At 63.6% G+C, this 18,450-nt stretch carries 17 protein-coding genes and 3 tRNA genes; 14 read left to right on the top strand and 6 right to left on the bottom strand.

Going from position 1 to position 18,450, the window contains the following annotated elements; all coding sequences use genetic code 11:
- Nucleotides 1-65 precede the first annotated feature (65 nt).
- Nucleotides 66-512 (bottom strand): DUF1810 domain-containing protein, encoded by a 447-nt coding sequence (locus ING15_RS08690; RefSeq protein ID WP_206454409.1) that lies wholly within the window; start codon nt 510-512, stop codon nt 66-68.
- Nucleotides 513-730: 218 nt separating this feature from the next.
- Between ING15_RS08690 and ING15_RS08685 the strand changes: the two genes are divergently transcribed.
- The 9 genes from ING15_RS08685 (at nt 731) to ING15_RS08645 (ending at nt 11,702) form a co-directional block, all read left to right on the top strand.
- Nucleotides 731-2,698 (top strand): elongation factor G, encoded by a 1,968-nt coding sequence (locus ING15_RS08685; protein WP_206454408.1) that lies wholly within the window; start codon nt 731-733, stop codon nt 2,696-2,698.
- 627 nt (nt 2,699-3,325) lie between these two features.
- The gene (locus tag ING15_RS08680; RefSeq protein WP_206454407.1) at nt 3,326-3,793 is read left to right on the top strand and encodes a curli assembly protein CsgF; all 468 of its coding nucleotides are present in this window, start codon (nt 3,326-3,328) and stop codon (nt 3,791-3,793) included.
- Between the two features lie 35 nt (nt 3,794-3,828).
- Entirely contained in the window at nt 3,829-5,070 is a 1,242-nt protein-coding gene (locus ING15_RS08675; RefSeq protein WP_232845671.1) for a CsgG/HfaB family protein, read from the top strand.
- Between the two features lie 670 nt (nt 5,071-5,740).
- On the top strand, nt 5,741-7,312 hold the full coding sequence (locus ING15_RS08670) for a beta strand repeat-containing protein (protein ID WP_206454405.1): 1,572 nt from the start codon (nt 5,741-5,743) through the stop codon (nt 7,310-7,312).
- Nucleotides 7,313-7,426: 114 nt separating this feature from the next.
- Nucleotides 7,427-8,971 (top strand): hypothetical protein, encoded by a 1,545-nt coding sequence (locus ING15_RS08665; RefSeq protein WP_206454404.1) that lies wholly within the window; start codon nt 7,427-7,429, stop codon nt 8,969-8,971.
- A 127-nt stretch (nt 8,972-9,098) separates the two neighbouring features.
- Nucleotides 9,099-9,665 (top strand): hypothetical protein, encoded by a 567-nt coding sequence (locus ING15_RS08660; protein WP_206454403.1) that lies wholly within the window; start codon nt 9,099-9,101, stop codon nt 9,663-9,665.
- A gap of 50 nt (nt 9,666-9,715) precedes the next feature.
- The gene (locus ING15_RS08655) at nt 9,716-10,501 is read left to right on the top strand and encodes a hypothetical protein (RefSeq protein ID WP_206454402.1); all 786 of its coding nucleotides are present in this window, start codon (nt 9,716-9,718) and stop codon (nt 10,499-10,501) included.
- Nucleotides 10,498-10,899: a curli-like amyloid fiber formation chaperone CsgH gene (gene csgH / locus ING15_RS08650; RefSeq protein WP_206454401.1), complete on the top strand. Its 402-nt coding sequence runs from the start codon at nt 10,498-10,500 to the stop codon at nt 10,897-10,899. The genes ING15_RS08655 and csgH overlap by 4 nt, the downstream gene beginning before the upstream one ends.
- 263 nt (nt 10,900-11,162) lie before the next feature.
- Nucleotides 11,163-11,702: an SH3 domain-containing protein gene (locus ING15_RS08645; RefSeq protein ID WP_206454400.1), complete on the top strand. Its 540-nt coding sequence runs from the start codon at nt 11,163-11,165 to the stop codon at nt 11,700-11,702.
- A gap of 658 nt (nt 11,703-12,360) precedes the next feature.
- Here ING15_RS08645 and ING15_RS08640 read toward each other — a convergent pair.
- From ING15_RS08640 to ING15_RS08620, 5 genes are all read right to left on the bottom strand, one after another.
- On the bottom strand, nt 12,361-13,440 hold the full coding sequence (locus ING15_RS08640) for a site-specific integrase (RefSeq protein ID WP_206454399.1): 1,080 nt from the start codon (nt 13,438-13,440) through the stop codon (nt 12,361-12,363).
- An 84-nt stretch (nt 13,441-13,524) separates the two neighbouring features.
- Entirely contained in the window at nt 13,525-14,247 is a 723-nt protein-coding gene (locus ING15_RS08635) for a DUF6538 domain-containing protein (protein ID WP_206454398.1), read from the bottom strand.
- A 110-nt stretch (nt 14,248-14,357) separates the two neighbouring features.
- Nucleotides 14,358-14,433: transfer RNA gene (locus ING15_RS08630), tRNA-Glu, on the bottom strand.
- 140 nt (nt 14,434-14,573) lie between these two features.
- On the bottom strand, nt 14,574-15,602 hold the full coding sequence (locus ING15_RS08625) for a D-Ala-D-Ala carboxypeptidase family metallohydrolase (RefSeq protein ID WP_232845656.1): 1,029 nt from the start codon (nt 15,600-15,602) through the stop codon (nt 14,574-14,576).
- A 225-nt stretch (nt 15,603-15,827) separates the two neighbouring features.
- The gene (locus ING15_RS08620; RefSeq protein ID WP_206454397.1) at nt 15,828-16,268 is read right to left on the bottom strand and encodes a VOC family protein; all 441 of its coding nucleotides are present in this window, start codon (nt 16,266-16,268) and stop codon (nt 15,828-15,830) included.
- Between the two features lie 356 nt (nt 16,269-16,624).
- Here ING15_RS08620 and ING15_RS08615 point away from each other — a divergent pair, with 356 nt between their 5' ends.
- The 5 genes from ING15_RS08615 (at nt 16,625) to ING15_RS08595 (ending at nt 18,443) form a co-directional block, all read left to right on the top strand.
- Complete coding sequence (locus tag ING15_RS08615) at nt 16,625-17,203, top strand: cold-shock protein (RefSeq protein WP_206454396.1); 579 nt, start codon at nt 16,625-16,627, stop codon at nt 17,201-17,203.
- A 16-nt stretch (nt 17,204-17,219) separates the two neighbouring features.
- Nucleotides 17,220-17,684 (top strand): DUF192 domain-containing protein, encoded by a 465-nt coding sequence (locus ING15_RS08610; protein ID WP_206454395.1) that lies wholly within the window; start codon nt 17,220-17,222, stop codon nt 17,682-17,684.
- Between the two features lie 192 nt (nt 17,685-17,876).
- Nucleotides 17,877-17,953: transfer RNA gene (locus ING15_RS08605), tRNA-Pro, on the top strand.
- 49 nt (nt 17,954-18,002) lie between these two features.
- Nucleotides 18,003-18,311 carry an ETC complex I subunit gene (locus ING15_RS08600; RefSeq protein WP_206454394.1) on the top strand — a complete coding sequence of 103 codons (309 nt, stop codon included), beginning with the start codon at nt 18,003-18,005 and terminating at the stop codon, nt 18,309-18,311.
- Between the two features lie 56 nt (nt 18,312-18,367).
- Nucleotides 18,368-18,443, top strand: a tRNA-Arg gene (locus ING15_RS08595).
- The last annotated feature ends 7 nt before the right edge of the window (nt 18,444-18,450 follow it).

The raw sequence follows: 18,450 nt of genomic DNA, 5'->3' as shown, positions 1-18,450 counted from the left end.
GCCGAGCGTGACACTGGACATTTGTTCGCGGCATGTCCGAAGCCGCGTCGTGTTTCCATACCGCGCTATGTTTCCGCGGCCGCCGCCAACCGCGTCAGCGTCCTGACATCCATCCGGCCGTCGCACTGGCGTTCGATCGCCTGAGCGAACGGATTTTCCTCCGATTCTGCCGCCTGCGTGAACAGGGTCATGGAGGAGCAGAATTTCATGTCGTCCGGCGAGCCGAAGATGGCTCGGAGGGGGCGGTCCCGCACCGCAAGCACCGTCCGCGTGCAAAGAACCAGCCGCGATCCGAGGACTGGATGGACCAGATAGGCTCGCGCCTCGTCGAGCGAGCCGATGCCGTAGAGATGGGCCAGGGCGGAACGCCCCAGGCCGCGCAGCTGCGGGAAAACGAACCACATCCAGTGGCTGCGCTTTTGCCCGGCTTCCAGTTCGTGAACGGCTTGGTCGAAGACCGGTGCCTGAGCCCTTACGAAGCGCCCGAGATCGAAGGGGTCGGTTGTTTCCACGGGTTGCTCCCTGGTTCGGTGCCGAGGTTCCCTCGGCTCGGCCGGCGGCAATGTCTCATCGATGCGAAGTTTGGGAAAGAAGCGTCCCTGGGTGGCTGTTTCGCAGATGAGATCGACGGCGGCTCCGTTTTGCTACATTCTGCCAACAACTCGTCGCGATTGCCCCAATGCGCGGGGCACCCGAAACGCCGCGAGTGCGACGCGTAAAGGAGCCGATCATGCGCTGCTTCACGGTTCTCGGTCCGGCAGGTGCCGGGAAAACCACACTCGTCAATCGGCTCGCCGGTTTCCAAGCTGTGGGCGAGCGCTTCGAGACTCGTGACGGTCTCGGCATCGTTTCCTTCGCCTTTATGGACGAGCCGTGGTGCGCCATCGACTGCCCGGGGGATATCGAGACACTGCCGCAAGCGCGCGCGGCCTTGCTGGCCAGCGATGCGGCGGTGATCGTCGTTTCGCCCGATCCCGAGACCGCCGTGCTCACGGCGCCGTTCTTCCGGGCAGTGGAGGCATCGGGCACGCCCTGTCTCGTCTTCGTCAACCGTATCGATGATGCCCGGGCCCGACTCCGCGACGTCGTTGCCAGGCTGCAGGACTATTGCGGCCATCCGATCGTGCTTCGCCAGATCCCGATTCGCGACGACGAGCAGGTCGTCGGCGCGGTCGATCTCGTCTCCGAGCGCGCCTGGCGCTATCAGGAGGGAGGACCATCCGCCCTGGTCGAGGTTCCCAAGAGCGTCGTGGCGCGTGAGCATGAGGCGCGGGCGGAGCTGCTGGAAAACCTATCAGAGTTCGACGATTGGTTGCTCGAGGAGATCGTGGAGGACCGCGAACCGGCGACAGGCGCTCTCTATGCGGTCTGCTGCCGAGCGCTTACCGAGAACCGGGCGAACCCGGCGCTGATAGGCTCCGCCCTGCATGGTGCCGGCGTCGTCCGGCTGATGAAGCTACTGCGCCATGAGGCCCCGGCCGTCGATGGACTGCGTCAGCGGCTGGCCGGCGGATCGGGAGTGGGCGAGGCGGGGCCGATGGCCGTCACGTTTCATGCTCAATACCGGAAGCATCTCGGCAAGGAGAAAATTCTTCGGGCGCTCGTCGAAGGAGTAAGCGTCGGGTCCTCGCTCGCCGGCGGAAATCTGGGCGCGCTCGTGGAGGCGGGCACGGGCAAGCCGGCGTCGCCGCTGCCGACCGGCGGCATCGCCCTGGCGCTCAAGTCGGATCACCTTGCCGTCAGCCGGCTGCTCTTTGCCGACCGGAGCGACGATCCGCCCGCCTGGGCCCGTTCGCCCAAGCCGATGTTCGTCCGCCGCCTGGCGCCAGAGAACGATCGCGACCAGGCCAAGCTTTCCCTGGCCCTTGCCCGCATCGCCGAGGATGATCCGGGCCTGACGGTCAGCCAGGAGGGGGCGACGGGTGCGCTTGTCGTGCATCTCCAGGGACCGATGCACCTTCGTCGCGTTCTCGGCATGCTGGCGGAGGAATTTGGCGTGAAGGCTTCGGACCACGCGCCCGACGGTGTCTGGCGCGAAACGATCAGCCGACCGGCCGGCATCCACCATCGTCACCGCAAACAGACCGGCGGGGCGGGGCAATTCGCCGACGTGAAATTGACCGTACGGCCAAACCCACGAGGTAGCGGCTTCAGCTTTGACGAGACCGTGAAGGGCGGCGCCGTGCCGCGAAACTATATCCCGTCGGTCGAAGCCGGAGCGCGGGACGCTTTGGTGTCGGGGCCGCTCGGGTTTTCGGTGGTCGACATCGGAGTGACTCTGACCGATGGACAATACCACGCTGTCGACAGCTCGGACTTCGCCTTTCGGGCGGCAGGCCGGGCGGCGGTCGTGGAGGCGCTGGCGGAGGGGGCACCGATGCTGCTGCAGCCGATCCACGAAGCGGCGATCCACGCGCCGTCTCTGTATACCGGTGCGCTCGTCGCGATGATCTCGTCGCTGAAGGGCCGCGTACTGGGCTTCGAACCGAATCCGGACGCGCGCGGCTGGGACCTGCTCCGTGCACGTGTTCCCGCGGGCGCCCTCGAAGAACTGGGGCAGGCGCTCCGGTCGGCGACGCAGGGCATCGGATGGTTCGAAAGCACGTTTGACCACTATGAGGAGGTTTACGGTCGCGATGCCGACCGCATCGTTGCGATGCACTCCGGCGTGCGGGGCGACAGACAAGCCGCCCGATAGCCGCTACCGCCGTTGCAGTTCAAACCGGGGCGGGCCTCAGCTGATCCGTCCAGCTCCCGGCAGTGGTTCGCGATGAAGAAAAATGGTACGCCCAACGGGACGCCGCGCTGGATATAAATGCAGCTTAAAAAACAGTAACTTACCCCGCTCCTGTCGCGCATTGTTATACACGATGTTATGCACATGCAAGGTCGTGAAAAGGCAATTCCGGCTGCCGCAGGTTTCTGCTCCATTCGACGCAGAATCGATCGGGGGGTGCCGGCCGCGCATACGGCCCTGCAAAGCTTCTGTTTCGCGAAGTGGGGCGTCCGGAGCCAAGGTAGGGCGATTCGGAAAGCCGAAACTTCTTCCTTTCAGGAAAGAACCTATCGACGCAATTGCCCTTCCAAATAGAGACATTCGAGCGAAGCTCCCGCCGCGCCAGTGCACCCGGCAAGCACATCGCTTATCGATCCAGAGCAGACCGCTCGCACAGGCCCGTCCATTCCAGCCCGATAGTGACTCGTTCGGCTCGATTCCTGTGCCTATCAGGCAACAGAAATCGGGCCGCGAACTCGTTCACTGACCCAATGCCTTGCATATTAGAGCGATTTCCGGTTGGTAAGGTGCAATTAGAAGGAGATTCCGATGGTGCGCTTCTCGACCTGCCTGTTGCTTTCGCTTGCCATGGTCTCCGTGTCGCCGGCCTTCGCCGGGGATCTTGTCTACACGCCGATCAATCCATCCTTCGGCGGCAGCCCGTTGAACTCCTCGCATCTCTTCGCAGTGGCGAACGCCCAGCGGGAGGCGACCGCCAGCGACGCCGATGATGATCTCACCGGGGGTGGCGGACTGACGGATCCGGGGACCGCGCGCAACGACGACGCCGACCTCTTCGTGCGACAGCTCCAGGGCCGTTTGCTGTCCGCTCTTGCCGGACAGGTGACCGACGCGATCTTCGGCGACAACCCGCAGGATCAGGGAACAGTACAGTTCGGCAGCACCACCGTAACATTCTCGCGCTCGCTGGACTCCATCCGACTGACGATTTTCGATGCGATCGACGGAACCACGACGGAGATCGTCGTTCCACAGCTTGTGACAAGTTCGAACTGATCTACGGGGGCAGATCAGTTTTCGAGGGGGATTTGATGATTTCAGAGTATCCGGGGCGCGCCCGCCTCGCGCGGAGATTCGCTCTGACGCTGTGCATCGCGCCGCTCGCGGGTTGCGTGACGACGGAGTCCTACATCGACACGTTGCCTGTCGTGGCCCCCGTCAGCTACCCCAACGACGCGTTGCGCCGCCTGCCGCCCCCCGCCAAGAAGACTGCGGTCGCCGTTTATGATCTTGAAGACCTGACCGGTCAGTTCAAGGAGCGCGAAAACGTCCAGACGCTGTCGAGGGCGGTCACCCAGGGCGGTGCCGCGATCCTGATCAAGGCGCTGCAGGACGCCGGCGAGCGACGCTGGTTTATGGTCCTCGAGCGCAAGGAGCTCGACGATCTCCTCAAGGAGCGCCAGATCATCACTGAGATGCGCCGTCTGTATCGCGGCGAGGAGAAGATCAACGCGAACGTCCTGCCACCGCTGCTGCATGCCGGCATCATCGTCCAGGGCGGCATCATCGGTTACGATACCAACACCGTGACCGGGGGCGCCGGTGCCAATTTCCTCGGCATCGGCGGCGATGCCAAATACATCCAAGACGTCGTGACGGTCACCCTACGCGCGGTCTCGACCAAGACCGGCGAGGTGCTGACCAGCGTGACGACGCGTAAGGCCGTGGCGTCCTATTCGCTGCAGGGCGGCGCGTTCCGTTATGTGAAGCTCGATGAACTGTTGCAGGCCGAGGCCGGCACCACCTACAACGAGCCCAAGCAGATCGCCGTGCAATCGGCGGTGGAAAAGGCGGTCGAGGCGATGATCGTCGAGGGCGCCGAGCTGGGTGTCTGGTCCTTCGCCGACCGGGCAGCGGGCCAGGCCTATATCGCCGCCTACCGTGACGAAAAATACGGTTTCAGGCTGACCGCCGGCGCGGTCTCTCCGTCGCGACCACAAACCGCGAATGCCGGCGATGTTGTCGATACGGTGCCGGCGCGGCCGGTGCGGGTGACGCAGCGCCGCGTGGTGCAACCCAAAAGCTCAGCCGCACCGGTGACGCCTCGCGTGGTCACGCCGCCGCCCGCACAGCCGATCGTCCGAAGAGTTCCGGGTGTGAACGCTAATGGGAGCGACGCGAAACCGGCACCAGGGCAGGTTCGTGGTCAGCCGGCCCAAGAGGCGCCGCGCGATCTGCCCCCGGCGCCGGCGCCCGACGAGCCCGCGGTCGGCTCGAACGACAGTGGCGCGGAGGACGCGCCACGCACCCTGATCGGCATGCTGTTCCGCTAGGAGCGCCCGCGGCCCGACGCAATCTCGTCGCGCCGCGCTTGTGCGGCTGCGTCCGCCGCCTCTCCGCCTGCACGTGTCTGCCCCGCCCCTGTGGACGCGACGTGCGCGTCGCCCGTCCTTCCTTTCAAAAACCGACGTCCATCCCTCGCGAGAGTAGCGTCTTTGGCCGCACGCCCCAAGAGCGGAGGCGCGGCGCAGAGGCCGAACCCCTGATCGTGTCAATTTGAGACAAATCCGAGCATTAATTATCAATGCGTTAGGTAAGACAATAAGCGTCGGGGCGATTGACGCTGTGTAAGACTGAGGTATAGTTCGCACGTCTCGTTAACGGTTCGTTGACCACGGTGACGAAACCGGAGCGTGCGTGGGTGGGGGAATCTCAACCACTTCCGAGAAACTGTCCGAACACGGGCGACCGGATGCGGCGTCCGTATCGACAGGAACGTTATGCCCGCCAGTGCCGGCCGTTAAGTCCGGGCTGCCAGGGTTGCGCGGTGGGGCACCGCCTCGAAAAGCGGGTCCGGCACGGGCTGTGCCGGGCGCGGAAAATTGCGCCCGTAAAGCGGGTCAACGGGCTTCTTCCCCTCCGGGGATGAGAAGCGACTATGCAATCGCGATCTTGCCCGAGGCAGCAACCACAGAGGCAAGCGATCAACAGGGAGAATTTACAATGGCATCCGTTAAGAAAGTCCTAATGGCCGCGACCGCGCTGACGTTTATGTCGGGCGTGGCGTATGCGCAGAGCAACGAGGCCTATACGGCGCAGTCCGGAAACAACAACGATCTTGTCATCGACCAGAGCGGCGCGACCAGCTCGGAGGCGGGCGCTCCGACGAACCCGCCCGGCGCCGTCACGCAGAACGGCAGCTTCAACAGCATCGACATCGAGCAGACGGGCACCGACCAGCGTGCCGGCGTCGCTGGCGATCAGGCCGGGCGCGGGATCGACCAGATCAACAATGGTAACGAACTGACCATCACGCAGGGCAGCACCGGCACCGGCACTATATTCGAGGTGCAGCAGCGCGGCCGGTCGAGCGGTTCCGCCACCCGCAATACGGCCGACATCGACCAGAGCGGCGGAATCAATGTCGTCTCGAATGTCAAGCAGACTTTCGTGGGTGGCGGCAGTGCGTCTGCCAACATGATTGAGATCGATCAGACATCCACCCGCAACAAGATCGGCAATACGGTCAGCGGTCCGCGTAGCGATGGCTCCGGCCTGACGCAAACCGGCAACGGCAACCAGCTCACTGTGGATCAGCGGGGATATTCTAGCGTCTACGAAGCCCGGCAGGACAATCGCGGCTCCGGCAGCACCAACATCGCGAACATCACGCAAGACGGTGGTGGGAATGGTACAGAGGGTACCGGCATCCGCCTCCTCAATCAGGTGAACACCGGAGGTGGTGACAACACCGCCACCACGTTCCAGAGCAACGCTAACAACACGACGGGCAACCGAATCACCGAGCTGACGCAGATCGGCGGAGGCAACGACGCCGATGTGAGCCAGACCGGCATTGATAACACGCTGACGCTGCTGTCCCAGCGGGGCCGTGACAACGCCGCGACGACGACCCAGACCGGCACGACCAACGACATTAACATCGACGTTCGCGGCAACCGCAACGTGACGGACGTCACGCAGTCGGGCATCGGTGACTTGGCGATGATCGACATCAACAACTCCGACGACAACATGGTGAACGTCCTTCAGGACGGTGGAGCTGGCGCCAACGACGCGAGCGTCACGATCTCCAACAACGCGGATGGTAACGTCGTCGATATCGACCAGACAGATGCCAACACGGCCACCGTCGAGATCGTCCGGGGTGACGACAACATCCTCAACGTGCAGCAGGACGGTACCAACACGGCCGGCGTCACCATCACCGGAAGCCTGAACAACAACTTCGCCGTCACGGGCAACAGCTTCAACGGGACGGCGGCCGGCAGCGCACGTGACGACGCGCGGGCCGACTCCGGCAACACTGGGCTGACGGGCGTGTCCTCGTTCTCGCAGGGCGACCTCTTCCAGGAGGGGGCCGGAAACGAACTGTCGCTGACGGTCACCGGCAACCGGAGCGCCTTCGCAACGTACCAGCGCGGTGACGGCAACGCTATCGACGGGTCTATCAGCGGCAGCATGAACCAGGCCGTCGTGGCGCAGATCGGGAACAACAACGTCGCCGCCTTCACCCAGTCCGGCAGCGGCAACAGCCTCGGCATTAGCCAGTAGGCAAAAGGCTTGAGAAGCGCCGGGCCGCGAGGCCCGGTGCACCGATAAAGAGCGGCGGCACGTTCGACGGCATGCGAACGGCCGCCACCTTTCATTTAGAAGGGCATCGTCGCGATGGGCCGCCTCCTAATCCGCACGACCGCCGCGTTGCTGGCCGGCATCGCCGCATCGGCTTCGGCCTCCGCGCAATCCGCCGGAGACAACGAGGTCTTCGTCGGCCAGACCGGCGACACAAACCGGATTCGCATCGATCAAAACGGCAACGGCAATGTCGTCGGCGGCGATGCCGATACGCTGCGCTTGACCCAGGACGGGCTCGGCAATGTCATCGCCATCGACCAGACCGGCTTTGGCAACAAGGTCGCCACCAACAACCGTGACGGGGCCCGCCCCAGCCTTGGCCTGGTGATGACTGGCACCGGCCAGAGCGGCAACCGCAACCGGATCAGTATCGAGCAGATTTCGAGCTTCACGGGGGCCGCCCGCAATGTGCTGGAGGCGGTCCGACAAGTGGCGAGTCGCGCCTTGGGTCGCGCCTCGCCGTTTTTCTCCAACAGCCTCACGCTGCGTCAGGCTGTTGCTGCTGGGCCCGACGACGCCACCCAGGCGATCGGCCAGGTGATCCAGATCAACGATTCCACCACGGCTTTCGCCGGCGTGACCAACTCGGTGTCGATCTCCCAGCGGGGCGATGGTTCTCGTGCTGGCAACGTTCTCGTCACCGCTTTTCAGGAGGGCTCCGGCAACAGCCTGACGACCACGCAGTTGGGGGGCGGCAACCGGATCGAGACGTCGCGGCAGAACGGCACGTCCAACGTCGTCACCATCGGGCAGTCGCTGGGCGACCGCAACATCGTGCGTGCCGTCGATCAGGCTGGCAACCGCAACCGGGCCGATCTGACGCAGGCCGGCACGGAGAATTTCATCGAGAACGTCGTCCAGGGCAAGATCGGTGTCGCCAGCACCGGCAATCTGATCACCCTGACGCTCGCCGGCGACGGCAATGGCGGCGACGGGCGGAACGGGGCCGGGCGGCTCGCGCTGGTGCCGGGCGACCTTGGCGTCCTGCAGGCGTCGATCTCGCAGTTCGGCGACGGCAACATGATCTCCTACGTCACCGGCGCCAACAGCGACGGCAACCTCTTCGGCTTCTTGCAGGATGGCGCCGGCAACGCCATCACCGGCGTCGTCGAGGGAGCCGCCAACGAGGCGGTCGCGCGCCAGGAGGGCGAAGACAACGCGTTGGTGTTCGAGCAGTCGGGCGAGCGCAACGCGCTCGCCGCACGGTTTGACGGTCGGCGCAATGCGGCATCCCTCCGCCAGCAAGGCTCCGACAACCGCGTCCGGCTTGAGATCGACGGCGACGACAACAACACACGCCGCTCGGGCGGCTTCGGCGACGGCGTCCTCGCCGCCGCGAGCGCCGTCGCCGGACTGGCTCCCGGAAAGATCCGGCAGGAGGGCGCGTTCAACGAGGTCGACTTCATCGTCTCCGGCAACCGCAACGCCTTTGCGGCGTCGCAGTCGGGCGCCCGCAATCTGGTGACGGCGGTCGTCGCCGGCAGCGCCAACCGGTCGGTGGTCGTTCAGGATGGCAACGGCAACATCGCCGGGTTCAGCCAGACCGGCGACGGCAACCGGTTGCTGGTCCGACAATAGTCTTCAGGCGATGTTCGGGGTTCGGATCCGGCTCGCAGATTAAGACAGCAATTCGACCGATTTCGAAACGAGGATTTAAGGTGCTTCTGCGATCGTCCGGAAACCGCAACGGTTCCGGAGACATCGCATGTCCCTCGCACGCCACGCCCTTTTCGCCGCAGCCCTTCTCGCCGCATCGCCTGCGACGGCCGACAATCTGCTGGTCATTTCGGACGGCTCGGACGCCAGAAACGCCGTATCCTACCAGATTGACGGCGACGGCAATCGCCTTGAGGTGCTGCAGACGGCGAGCGCGGGCGGATCGCTGACCAACGCGATCAACCTGAAAATCGAAGGCGACGGCAATGGCGGACCATCCGGCGGCGCCTTCAGTGGGGCGCCACTCGCCACCGGCCTGTTGCCCGGCCGGCTTACCCAGCACGGCGAGGGCAACGCCATGGATGTCTCCATCACCGGCAGCTCCAACATCTTCGGCATGGCCCAACTCGGCGACGGCAACGACATGACTGTCGCCGTGACCGGCCGCTCCAATCTTTTCGCGCTGGCCCAGAACGGCGACGGCAACGCCGTCACCGCGTCGATCCGGGGGGCCGGCAATCAGGCCGCAGTTCAACAGTTCGGCAATAACAATACGGCGGTCTTTTCACAGGCGGGAAATGCGAATAGTGTGAGCATCACGCAACGTTCGTATTAGCAACGCGATTCTCGTCCAACGACGGGATGGTTCTGTGGAAAGCGATCGACATGTTCAAAGCCTTTCTTCTCTCGACGACGACGGGCTTGACGTTTGCTCTCTTGGCAGCGCAAGCCTCGGCCCAGCAGAACACGCTGACGATCGAGCAATCCGGCGACGGCAATTCGCTCTTCGTCGACCAGTCGTTGGCGTCCAATAGCCGTGTCGGAGGTCTGAAGGTCGACGGCTCCGGCGAACTGCCGAACTTGGATGCCGGGGTGCCGATTTCGCTGACCGATACGGCGGTCCAGTCGGGCGGCAACAATCGCGCGACGATTACCATCCGGAACGACGGCGGCGGCGTGTTTCTCGACCAGCGCAACAATGGCGCCGGCGTCAACGAGGCGAATGTGACCTCGAGCAATGGGGGTGTCGGCGTCGTGGCGCAGAACGGAACCGGCAACTTCGCCGAGCTCCAGGTCGACGGCAACCAACCTTCACCCTTGTCGCTACCGTTCACGCGCCCTCTGCTCGGCGGGACGACGGAGACCGGAGCGATCAATGGAGCCGTTATCCAGAATGGTGACGACAATAGTGCGAGCCTAGCGACCGGCCTTCAAACGAGTGGCGCCATCGTGCAGAACGGAAGCGGCAGCAATGCCAGCCTTGACCTCACCCTTTCAAACCCTGGCTCATCCGTCATCTACAGCCAGAACGGTAGCAACCTTCAGTCGCTCACGGATTTGCAGGTGATCACCAACGCTCTCGGCCCGGTGACGGTGACACAGACGAACTCCGCCGGCGTGACGACACGCGGCGCCGTCACCATCAACCAGACAACACCCGGACCACCATGACCTCTCCGAAGAAGAAGCGTTGGGCAGCGATTGCTGGCTTTATCTCGCTCCTGCTGGGACTCACCATGACCAATGCCGCAATGGCGCAGGGGATCGCCAAGGCCGCCGCGCTCGGCTCGATCGTGGTCACGACGAGTGAAACAGGCGTGAAACTCACAGGTCGCGCTGCCGCGCTGAGCGACGTCGAAGTCGACGCCCTGATGTCTATCGAGAAAAGCGGCGCCTCCGGACGCATGTCGACCAGCCAGGGCGGCTCGTTCTCACTGAAGGCCGGCGAGAGCGCCGACGTCGCGACGGTCGGCATCTCGCTGACGCCGGGCGACAAGCTGTCGGTGGAACTGACGCTGAAATCCAACGACAGAGAACTCTCCTCGAGCACCTTGTCGGTCGGCCAATGAGAATCATGGAACATCGGGGCGCGGAGGGTGATCTCCGGCGGACTAATGGCAATTTAAAGGATTACAGGATGCGCCGAGCGGCAATTGTCTTGTGCGTAGCACTCTCTGGCTTCGTCGGATGGAGCGGGTCGGCCCTGGCGCAGAGCGAAACTGCATTCGTAGCCGCCTTCAGCGGAACTTGGCAGACGCTGGACCCAGCCTTTTCGGGCGACGGCGCCTGCAGGATTGTGTTGTCCGGCGCTCGAAACAATGAACAGTACGCGTTGGAATCCTCGAACTGCGCCGGGCCGATGGCCTCGCTCCAAGGGTGGGCGATCGTCGACAACCAGCTCGGCCTCCTCGGCCCGGAGCGGGCCGTAATCGCTAGGCTTGGCGGCAACCAGAACCGGATGAGTGGACAGACGGCGTCGGGCTCCACGGTGGTCTTCGAGCGTATTACCGAGGAAGCGGCCGCCGCCCCGGCGCCGGTGGACGCCTCTCAGGCGACCGGCTGTGTGTTCTATGGCTATACTGCGACCTGCGCGACGCCGGAGGATCTCGCCAGGCCGACAGCCGCGAGCGAGGACGTCAAGCCGATGGCGGAGGTTCTGGTACGCCTCAACGCCCGTTCGGAGGCGCGTCCGGACGCATCGGTGGTGGCGACCATCCCGCCGAACACCTGCGTCGTCATCGACGAATGCACGACCGCCTCCGATGGCAACTGGTGCAAGGCGCGCATTTCGGATGTGTCGGGGTGGATTCGCCAACAAACCGTGCGACAGAACCGTTGGCCAATCGTCACCTACACCGGAAAATGCGGCTAAGCCTGATCTCGGGCGAAGAGACCGTTTGAGAGGGGTTGGAGGCATGGCCTAATCGCCATTGATACCGACCTGCGGTGATAGGAACCCATTGGACCGGCGCTTCCCTGCACCTTGACGCCGATGCATGGCCGAGGCCCGGCGACGAAGCAAGGCGCGGCGAGCGCCCAGCTTGCGGTGGGCCGACGGGCTTGCCGGACGGCGTCGCACCGCTTGCCGCATCGCTCCTGGCCGGACAAGCGCTTTTCAGCGCCATAGAATAGTCCCTGTCACTGATGGTTGGCTTGTCCCGCCGGGTAGCCGGCAGCGAGGCGAGTCATGCCGTTGATGCCCAATCACTGTGACGCGCATCGCGCTTGCGCTTTTCCACAGCGATCGATGTGATTCGCAGTCGTCAACCCTGTCTTTCAAATCCGTCGGCGTTAACCGCTGGAGGCTCCGCTGTGACGGCGATGCCTCACCTTTGCCTCACATGCTGCAGGTATGCCACAGACGTGCCTCATCTTATGCCACACATTTTGAGCTTCACACCCGACGCACTGAAGCTGCTCGACGGCTTACAACGGCCGATTTCCGGCTTTTGGCGCGGTCATCTGATGCGGACCGGCAGGACCCTTCAAATTTGCTTCGAGACGCTTCGAAGTGCTTCAATTTGCTCCTTTCACACCTGTGCACCTGCGGCCTGCATGGTTTCGTGCGTCGGCACCGCTCGTTCGCGCGCTATTGAGGGCTTGCTCCTCCGCGGCGCCTGCGAGTCGACCCCGGTAGCGATAGCGGCTGCACGAATGTCCTTCAGAAACGGCCAGGACAGTGTCTGGATGGCTTCGTTCAGCTTGATGATGTCAACCGGCTTGGGGGCCTTTTTGGTCCCGTAGCGGCCCGTCATGCCCGTGTCGGCATGCCCCATCAACGCCTTCTTGACCTCCTCGCCGTAGCCGGCTCGTCCGATCCGGTCCTGGAAGCCGTGTCGGAACGAATAAAGGCTCAGGCCCGGCTCCGTGATCGTCAGGTCCTTCCTCAGAATATTGCCGAAGAAGGTGGACGCGTAGTTCGAGACACGCGCCAGCGTCTTGCCGTCCTTGTCCATCTCCCGCCAGAGCCACGGCCGATCCTCAGCGCGCGCCCGCTCCACCAGATCGCGAAGACCAAGATCCAGCAGCTCGTGGCGGATGGGAACCCAGCGGCGCCGGGCCAGCGTCTTGGTGGTTCGGCCGCCGGCGTTGGTCACCGAAAAGCACAGGACATCTGGATATTCGTCGTGCGGCAGGATGGTGTCCGGCCCGAGTTGCAGGATTTCCGAGGAGATCATGCCGTGCATGCAGGCGATCAGCGGCAGCCAGAACTGCAGCTCCCCGCACGCCTTCACGGACGAAGAGCGGTAACCGCTCGTGAAAATCCGGTGCGAGAAGATCGCCGTAAGCTGCTGGTCGGTGAACGCCTCACGCGTGCCTTCGTCGCCAGGGACCCGCAAAAAGACCTTGCTGCCGATCTCGCGATCGATCCAACCGGCATTCAGTGCCGTCGATAAGAGGCTGGTGATGTAGCTGACCTTCTTGTTCACGGTCGCCGTCTTGTAGTCCGGCCGCGAATTCAATTGATCGCGGAAGGAAAGAACATGCCTGCGGGTGATCAGGCCGATGTCGCGAAGGCCGGTATGGGCCTCGAATGCCGCGACGGTCTTGCGCATGTCGCTGAGGTGATGGTCCCGAACGGCCTGCTTCGCCGATCGCCGGTTGCTCACCCACTTGTCGATGCAGTGCGTAAGCGTCTTGCCGGCCCATCCCGCCGCGGATGCCGGCGCCGTTGTCGACAGAACCACCCCGCTCTAAGCGTCGGTAGAAGCGCCACCCTGAAAGGGTGCTGCCTCATGCGGATACGACGCTCGCCGCTGCCGCCAAGGTCCTTCGATCGCATCGGGATGCGTATTGCCGATGCCGCCCTGTCGAGACTCCCGCAACCTGAACAGGTCAAGATAAGAAAGCTCCGCCGCATGGCATGCAGCCATGAAGCGAAGAAAGTTCGGATCGGATCGCGTCAGGGCCACGCCAAGCCGCCGGAGGTAGCTCCGCACGAAAGAGGCGCGCGTCTCGCCATACTCCGAAACCGACATCGACCGCAGCAGCTTCGCGCGGTCGATGTGCTCGCGTGCAGCGACATCATCGCGCCAGGGGATGCGGGAGAAATCGGCGTCCTTCGACAGCACCGGGCCGGTCATGGTCAGGAGACGGGCCTGCCAGCCCTCCTCGGCAAGGCTCGCCTCGAACCAGCCCGCGAGCGCCTCCCAATCCGGCCATGCCCATTCCTCCGTGCGGATCGAGGGCAGTTCGCCAGTATTGCTGACGAGACCTTTGCGCTCGCGCGCTTCGGCAAAGCGCCCATCCCACAGCCGGTCGAGGTCGAGGGCAACCTCCCGAGCGCGCCGTTCGACTTCGGTTCGCAGGGACTTTTGAACCCGCGTGAAAGGAAAGACGTCCCGCAAATCCTCGGGCACGCGCCGGACATACTGCCAGACGCCATTGCGTCTGGTGAGATGATTCGAGATCGCCACTTCAACCGCCATGTTGCACATGATGTTATGCAGCAGCCTGACAAGCAAGCCACATTAGCGGGTGGTAAGTGATTGTTTTTCCAGAAAACCAGCGCTCGATAGAGGGGTGCTGGTACGCCCAACGGGAATCGAACCCGTGTTTCCGCCGTGAAAGGGCGGCGTCCTAGACCGCTAGACGATGGGCGCGGCGACGGGGTGTATACGGGTGTTCGTTTGGGATCGCAAGACGTCGGAACGGGGTTTTTCGCTCTTCCAGGGAAGTCATCTGGCTCCGCCAACAGGTTGAACGAGGCCGAAGCGTCCGGGCAAGGATGACAGGTCTTGCCTCACTTGCGCCTGCAGCGCCAATTCCAGTCACGCTTGGGTCCGACATCGACGTGGATCGCCGCGGTGTGGCAGTAGGTTCCCACGCCGCCACGGCCCGGCAGCGACCGCACATACGCCGCGACAGCGAACCGATCGACATCCGGCACGATGATGTCAGCCGCCTTGCAGCCCATATGCTGCGAGCGGCGGGCGCCGTTAACGCGACGGTTATGTTTTGGGCTACGGTAGCCGGAGGTGACGACGATCTTCTTGCCGAAGCGACGCTCGACCGCCCGCAGGGTTCCGACCAATTTTGCGGGAAAGCAGTTCGTCTGCACGCTCTCGCGCCGAACGAGAAGCCCATTGGGCGCAAGCCGGGCGAGGCCGGTAAGCGAGGCGACCTGATAGCTGCCGCTGGCCTCTTCGAGGATCTCCTCGTCATCCGCCGAAGCGCGCTGGCCGATCTCGAACAGCGAGGACGGATCGACCCCGGGCAGCGCATCGTTTCCGCCCGAGCGCGGGGCGCCCTCGCGCTGCAGAACGACCCGGCGGCTCTTGCCTTTTTCGGCGTTGACGATGGGTGTCCGCGCGGCGGAGCGAGCAAAAAGCGAGGCGAAAAGCGAGCGGTCGGCCTCGCGGCCGCCCTGGGCTGAGGTCGTCCTGTCGCCTTCGCTGACGCTGCCGCCCGCGTAAGCGGCAACCGCTTTGTCGCCAGCTTCGAGCATGCTGGCCGAAGCGCGGGGAGGGGCTTCTGCCAGGCTTGCGGTCCGCGGTTCCTCGCTAGCCGTTGATGGGTCTGCCGCGACCGTTGATGGGTCTGCCGCGGCGCTCGCCGGAACCTCGCCGTCGGCGACGACAGGGTCTGTGGCGGACTGCTGATCGGCAGCCAGGATGTCTTCGGATGGCGCCGCGCCGGCAAAGCCAAACGCCGTCGTATCGTCAAGCGCCGAAACGCATGCGCCCATCAGCGGAAGGGTCGAGAGCACCGCCGCAGCCAGAATATGCCGCCGCAGCGGCCAGCGGCGCACGGTCCGGATATTCGTCGTCAAAATTATCCACCCTCTCAATGGCGGGCCGTTGGTCCGCCTTTTCGAGCCACCGCCGACGCGGCAGACGTCGCAAGCTTCGTCGTGATGTCCCCCGCCGACTGCCTGCATCAGGACGGTCAGCATCGAAGCCTGCACAGTAAAACCTATTTCGGCGCATATGGCCAGAATACGGCAGCACCATGATCGTCGGCAAACCCTGGCCGCCGCCGTCAGGTCCGGGTCATGTTACCAGCTGCCGGTGTTCTGCATCGAGGCCCACGGCTCGGCCGCTGCCTTGGCTTCGCCTTTCTGCAGAAGTTCGAACGAAATATTGTCGGGGGATTTGATGAACGCCATGTAGCCGTCGCGTGGCGGCCGGTTGATCGTCACACCCTTGTCCATCAGATCCTGGCAGGTCGCGTAAATGTCGTCGACCTCGAAGGCGAGATGGCCGAAATTGCGCCCGCCGTCGTAGGTTTCCGGGTCCCAATTATAGGTCAACTCCATCAGGGGAGCCTTGGTCTCCTTGGCGCCGGGAAGGTCGTCGGGAGCCGCGAGGAATATCAGCGTGAACCGTCCCTTTTCGTTCTCGACGCGACGGGTTTCCACCAGCCCCAGCTTGTTGCAGTAGAAATCGAGCGACCGGTCGACGTCGCTGACGCGGACCATCGTGTGCAGATAGCGCATGGGGATGTCTCCATTGATGAGGTAGGAGAGACGTTAGGGCGCGGTTCCCAACGGCCAACCCCCCGACGCCGACAAAGCGATCGTGGCGGCAAATCTCGTTTCCAGATCGGCAACTCGTGGCGCGAGCCCGGCGCCATGCCGCTCGGCGGACGCTGGTGTCGATCGGGTAGGGCCGCGCAAAGACTGGAGGAGACGTCACTTTCACCAGAACTTGCAAAACCACCTGGATCGCCGAAACCTGTGTGCAAGAAGACGCATTTTTGCACAAATGCCTTAGTTGCCCTTGCTCGAAACCGGAGGGTTAATGCTATGCTCAACTGTGCCGATTCGGTTGGCGTAAGAGGCGGGACCCCCGAATGTCGGAGAGAACCTCTGCAGACGTGCATAGCGAGGGTGAATCATTGGGCGGCGGCGACGTCCAACTTACGGTCGTGTCCGGCCATATCAAATGGTTCGACGTCGCCAAGGGGTTCGGATTCATCGTTCCCGACAATCAGGGCGCCGACATCCTGTTGCATGTGACCTGTCTGCGCCGCGACGGCTATACGACCGCCATCGAAGGAGCACGTCTCGTCTGCGAGGTGCAAAAAGGCGAGCGCGGCCTTCAGGCGTTCCGTATCCTTTCCATGGATCAATCGACGGCAGTCCACCCTTCGCAATTGCCGCCGTCGCGCACCCACGTCACCGTGGTGCCGAGCAGCGATCTTGTCCGTGCGGTGGTGAAATGGTTCAATCGCACCAAGGGCTATGGGTTCCTGACCCAGGGCGAGGGGACGGAGGACATTTTCATCCACATGGAAACCCTGCGGCGATACGGTATGATGGAGCTGCGCCCAGGACAGGAGGTGCTGGTGCGGTTCGGCGACGGTGCGAAGGGTCTGATGGCCGCCGAAATCCATCCCGGGACCGGACCTGTCCAGCCATCATCCCACTGACCGCGGGTTCTCGGCCATGATTTTTCGCAAGCCAATCATCGTGGCTGGATTCGCGGTCTTCGCTTTCCTGGCCGCGGCCTATTTTGCCATGGCGGGCGACGACCTGTCGTCAGCGACGCTGATCACCGGATCGGGTGAGCACCAGATTGATGTCGAGCTTGCGCTGACGCCGAAGGACCGCGAAATCGGCCTGATGAATCGCGAGTCCATGCCGGCGGGGCAAGGCATGCTGTTCTCCTTCGATCCGGTTCGGCCGGTGACCATGTGGATGAAGAACACGCTCATTCCCCTGGATATGCTGTTCCTCGACGAGGCTGGCACGGTCACCCATATCAAGACGAACGCGCAGCCTCTGTCGCTCGATCTGATTCCTTCCGGCGGTCCGGTCAAGTACGTGTTGGAATTGAACGGTGGGGCGGCGGCGCGCTACGGCGCGCGAGTCGGGGACCGGCTCAAGCACGAGATCATACCGGCATCGTGACCGGGCTGCGGTCTCGCGGCGTCTTGATCGGATGATTTCACGCGCGGGAGGGCGCCGGACCCCGCTGAACATGAGGATTTTTACGGATGCCGGTTGCGGCAGGCGGCGCCCGCAGCGAGGCCGGTCACGCGTTGGCCTTGACTTCGGCGGGCAAGCCCTGCAAACCCCCGTCCACAGGCGGATCATGGCATCCGGAGCGTAGCGCAGCCTGGTAGCGCATCTGGTTTGGGACCAGAGGGTCGCAGGTTCGAATCCTGCCGCTCCGACCATCACAATCCGTCCGTATTTCGACGCGAATCCCGCGCTCCCGACGAGGCCATGATGGTTGCGAGAATCTACCGTCCGTCCCGAACCGCCATGCAGTCCGGCAAGGCCAAGACCCGCGACTGGGTGCTCGTCTACGAGCCGGAAGAGCCCAAGCGCATCGAGCCGCTGATGGGCTATACGTCGTCGGGCGACATGACTTCCCAGCTCCAGCTTTCCTTCGCTACGAAAGAGCTGGCGATCGAATACGCGGAGCGCAACGATATTCCGTTCCGGGTCGAGGAGCCCCACCTCGCAAAACGGTCCAAAGTGGCTTATGCGGACAATTTCCGATACGACCGAAACCAGCCCTGGACCCATTGACGCTTCGCGTTCGTGATCGGGGCATGTGTCGGTTAGCATGATTTTTCGGTCACGCCGGCCCCGTAGCTCAGTGGATAGAGCACCGGCCTTCTAAGCCGATGGTCGCAGGTTCGAATCCTGCCGGGGTCACCAATAAATC

It is taken from the genome of Aurantimonas marina, assembly GCF_017183135.1.
GTDB lineage: Bacteria > Pseudomonadota > Alphaproteobacteria > Rhizobiales > Rhizobiaceae > Aurantimonas > Aurantimonas marina.
Note: the sequence above shows the minus strand (reverse complement) of the source record. Positions and strands in the feature narration are given on the sequence as shown.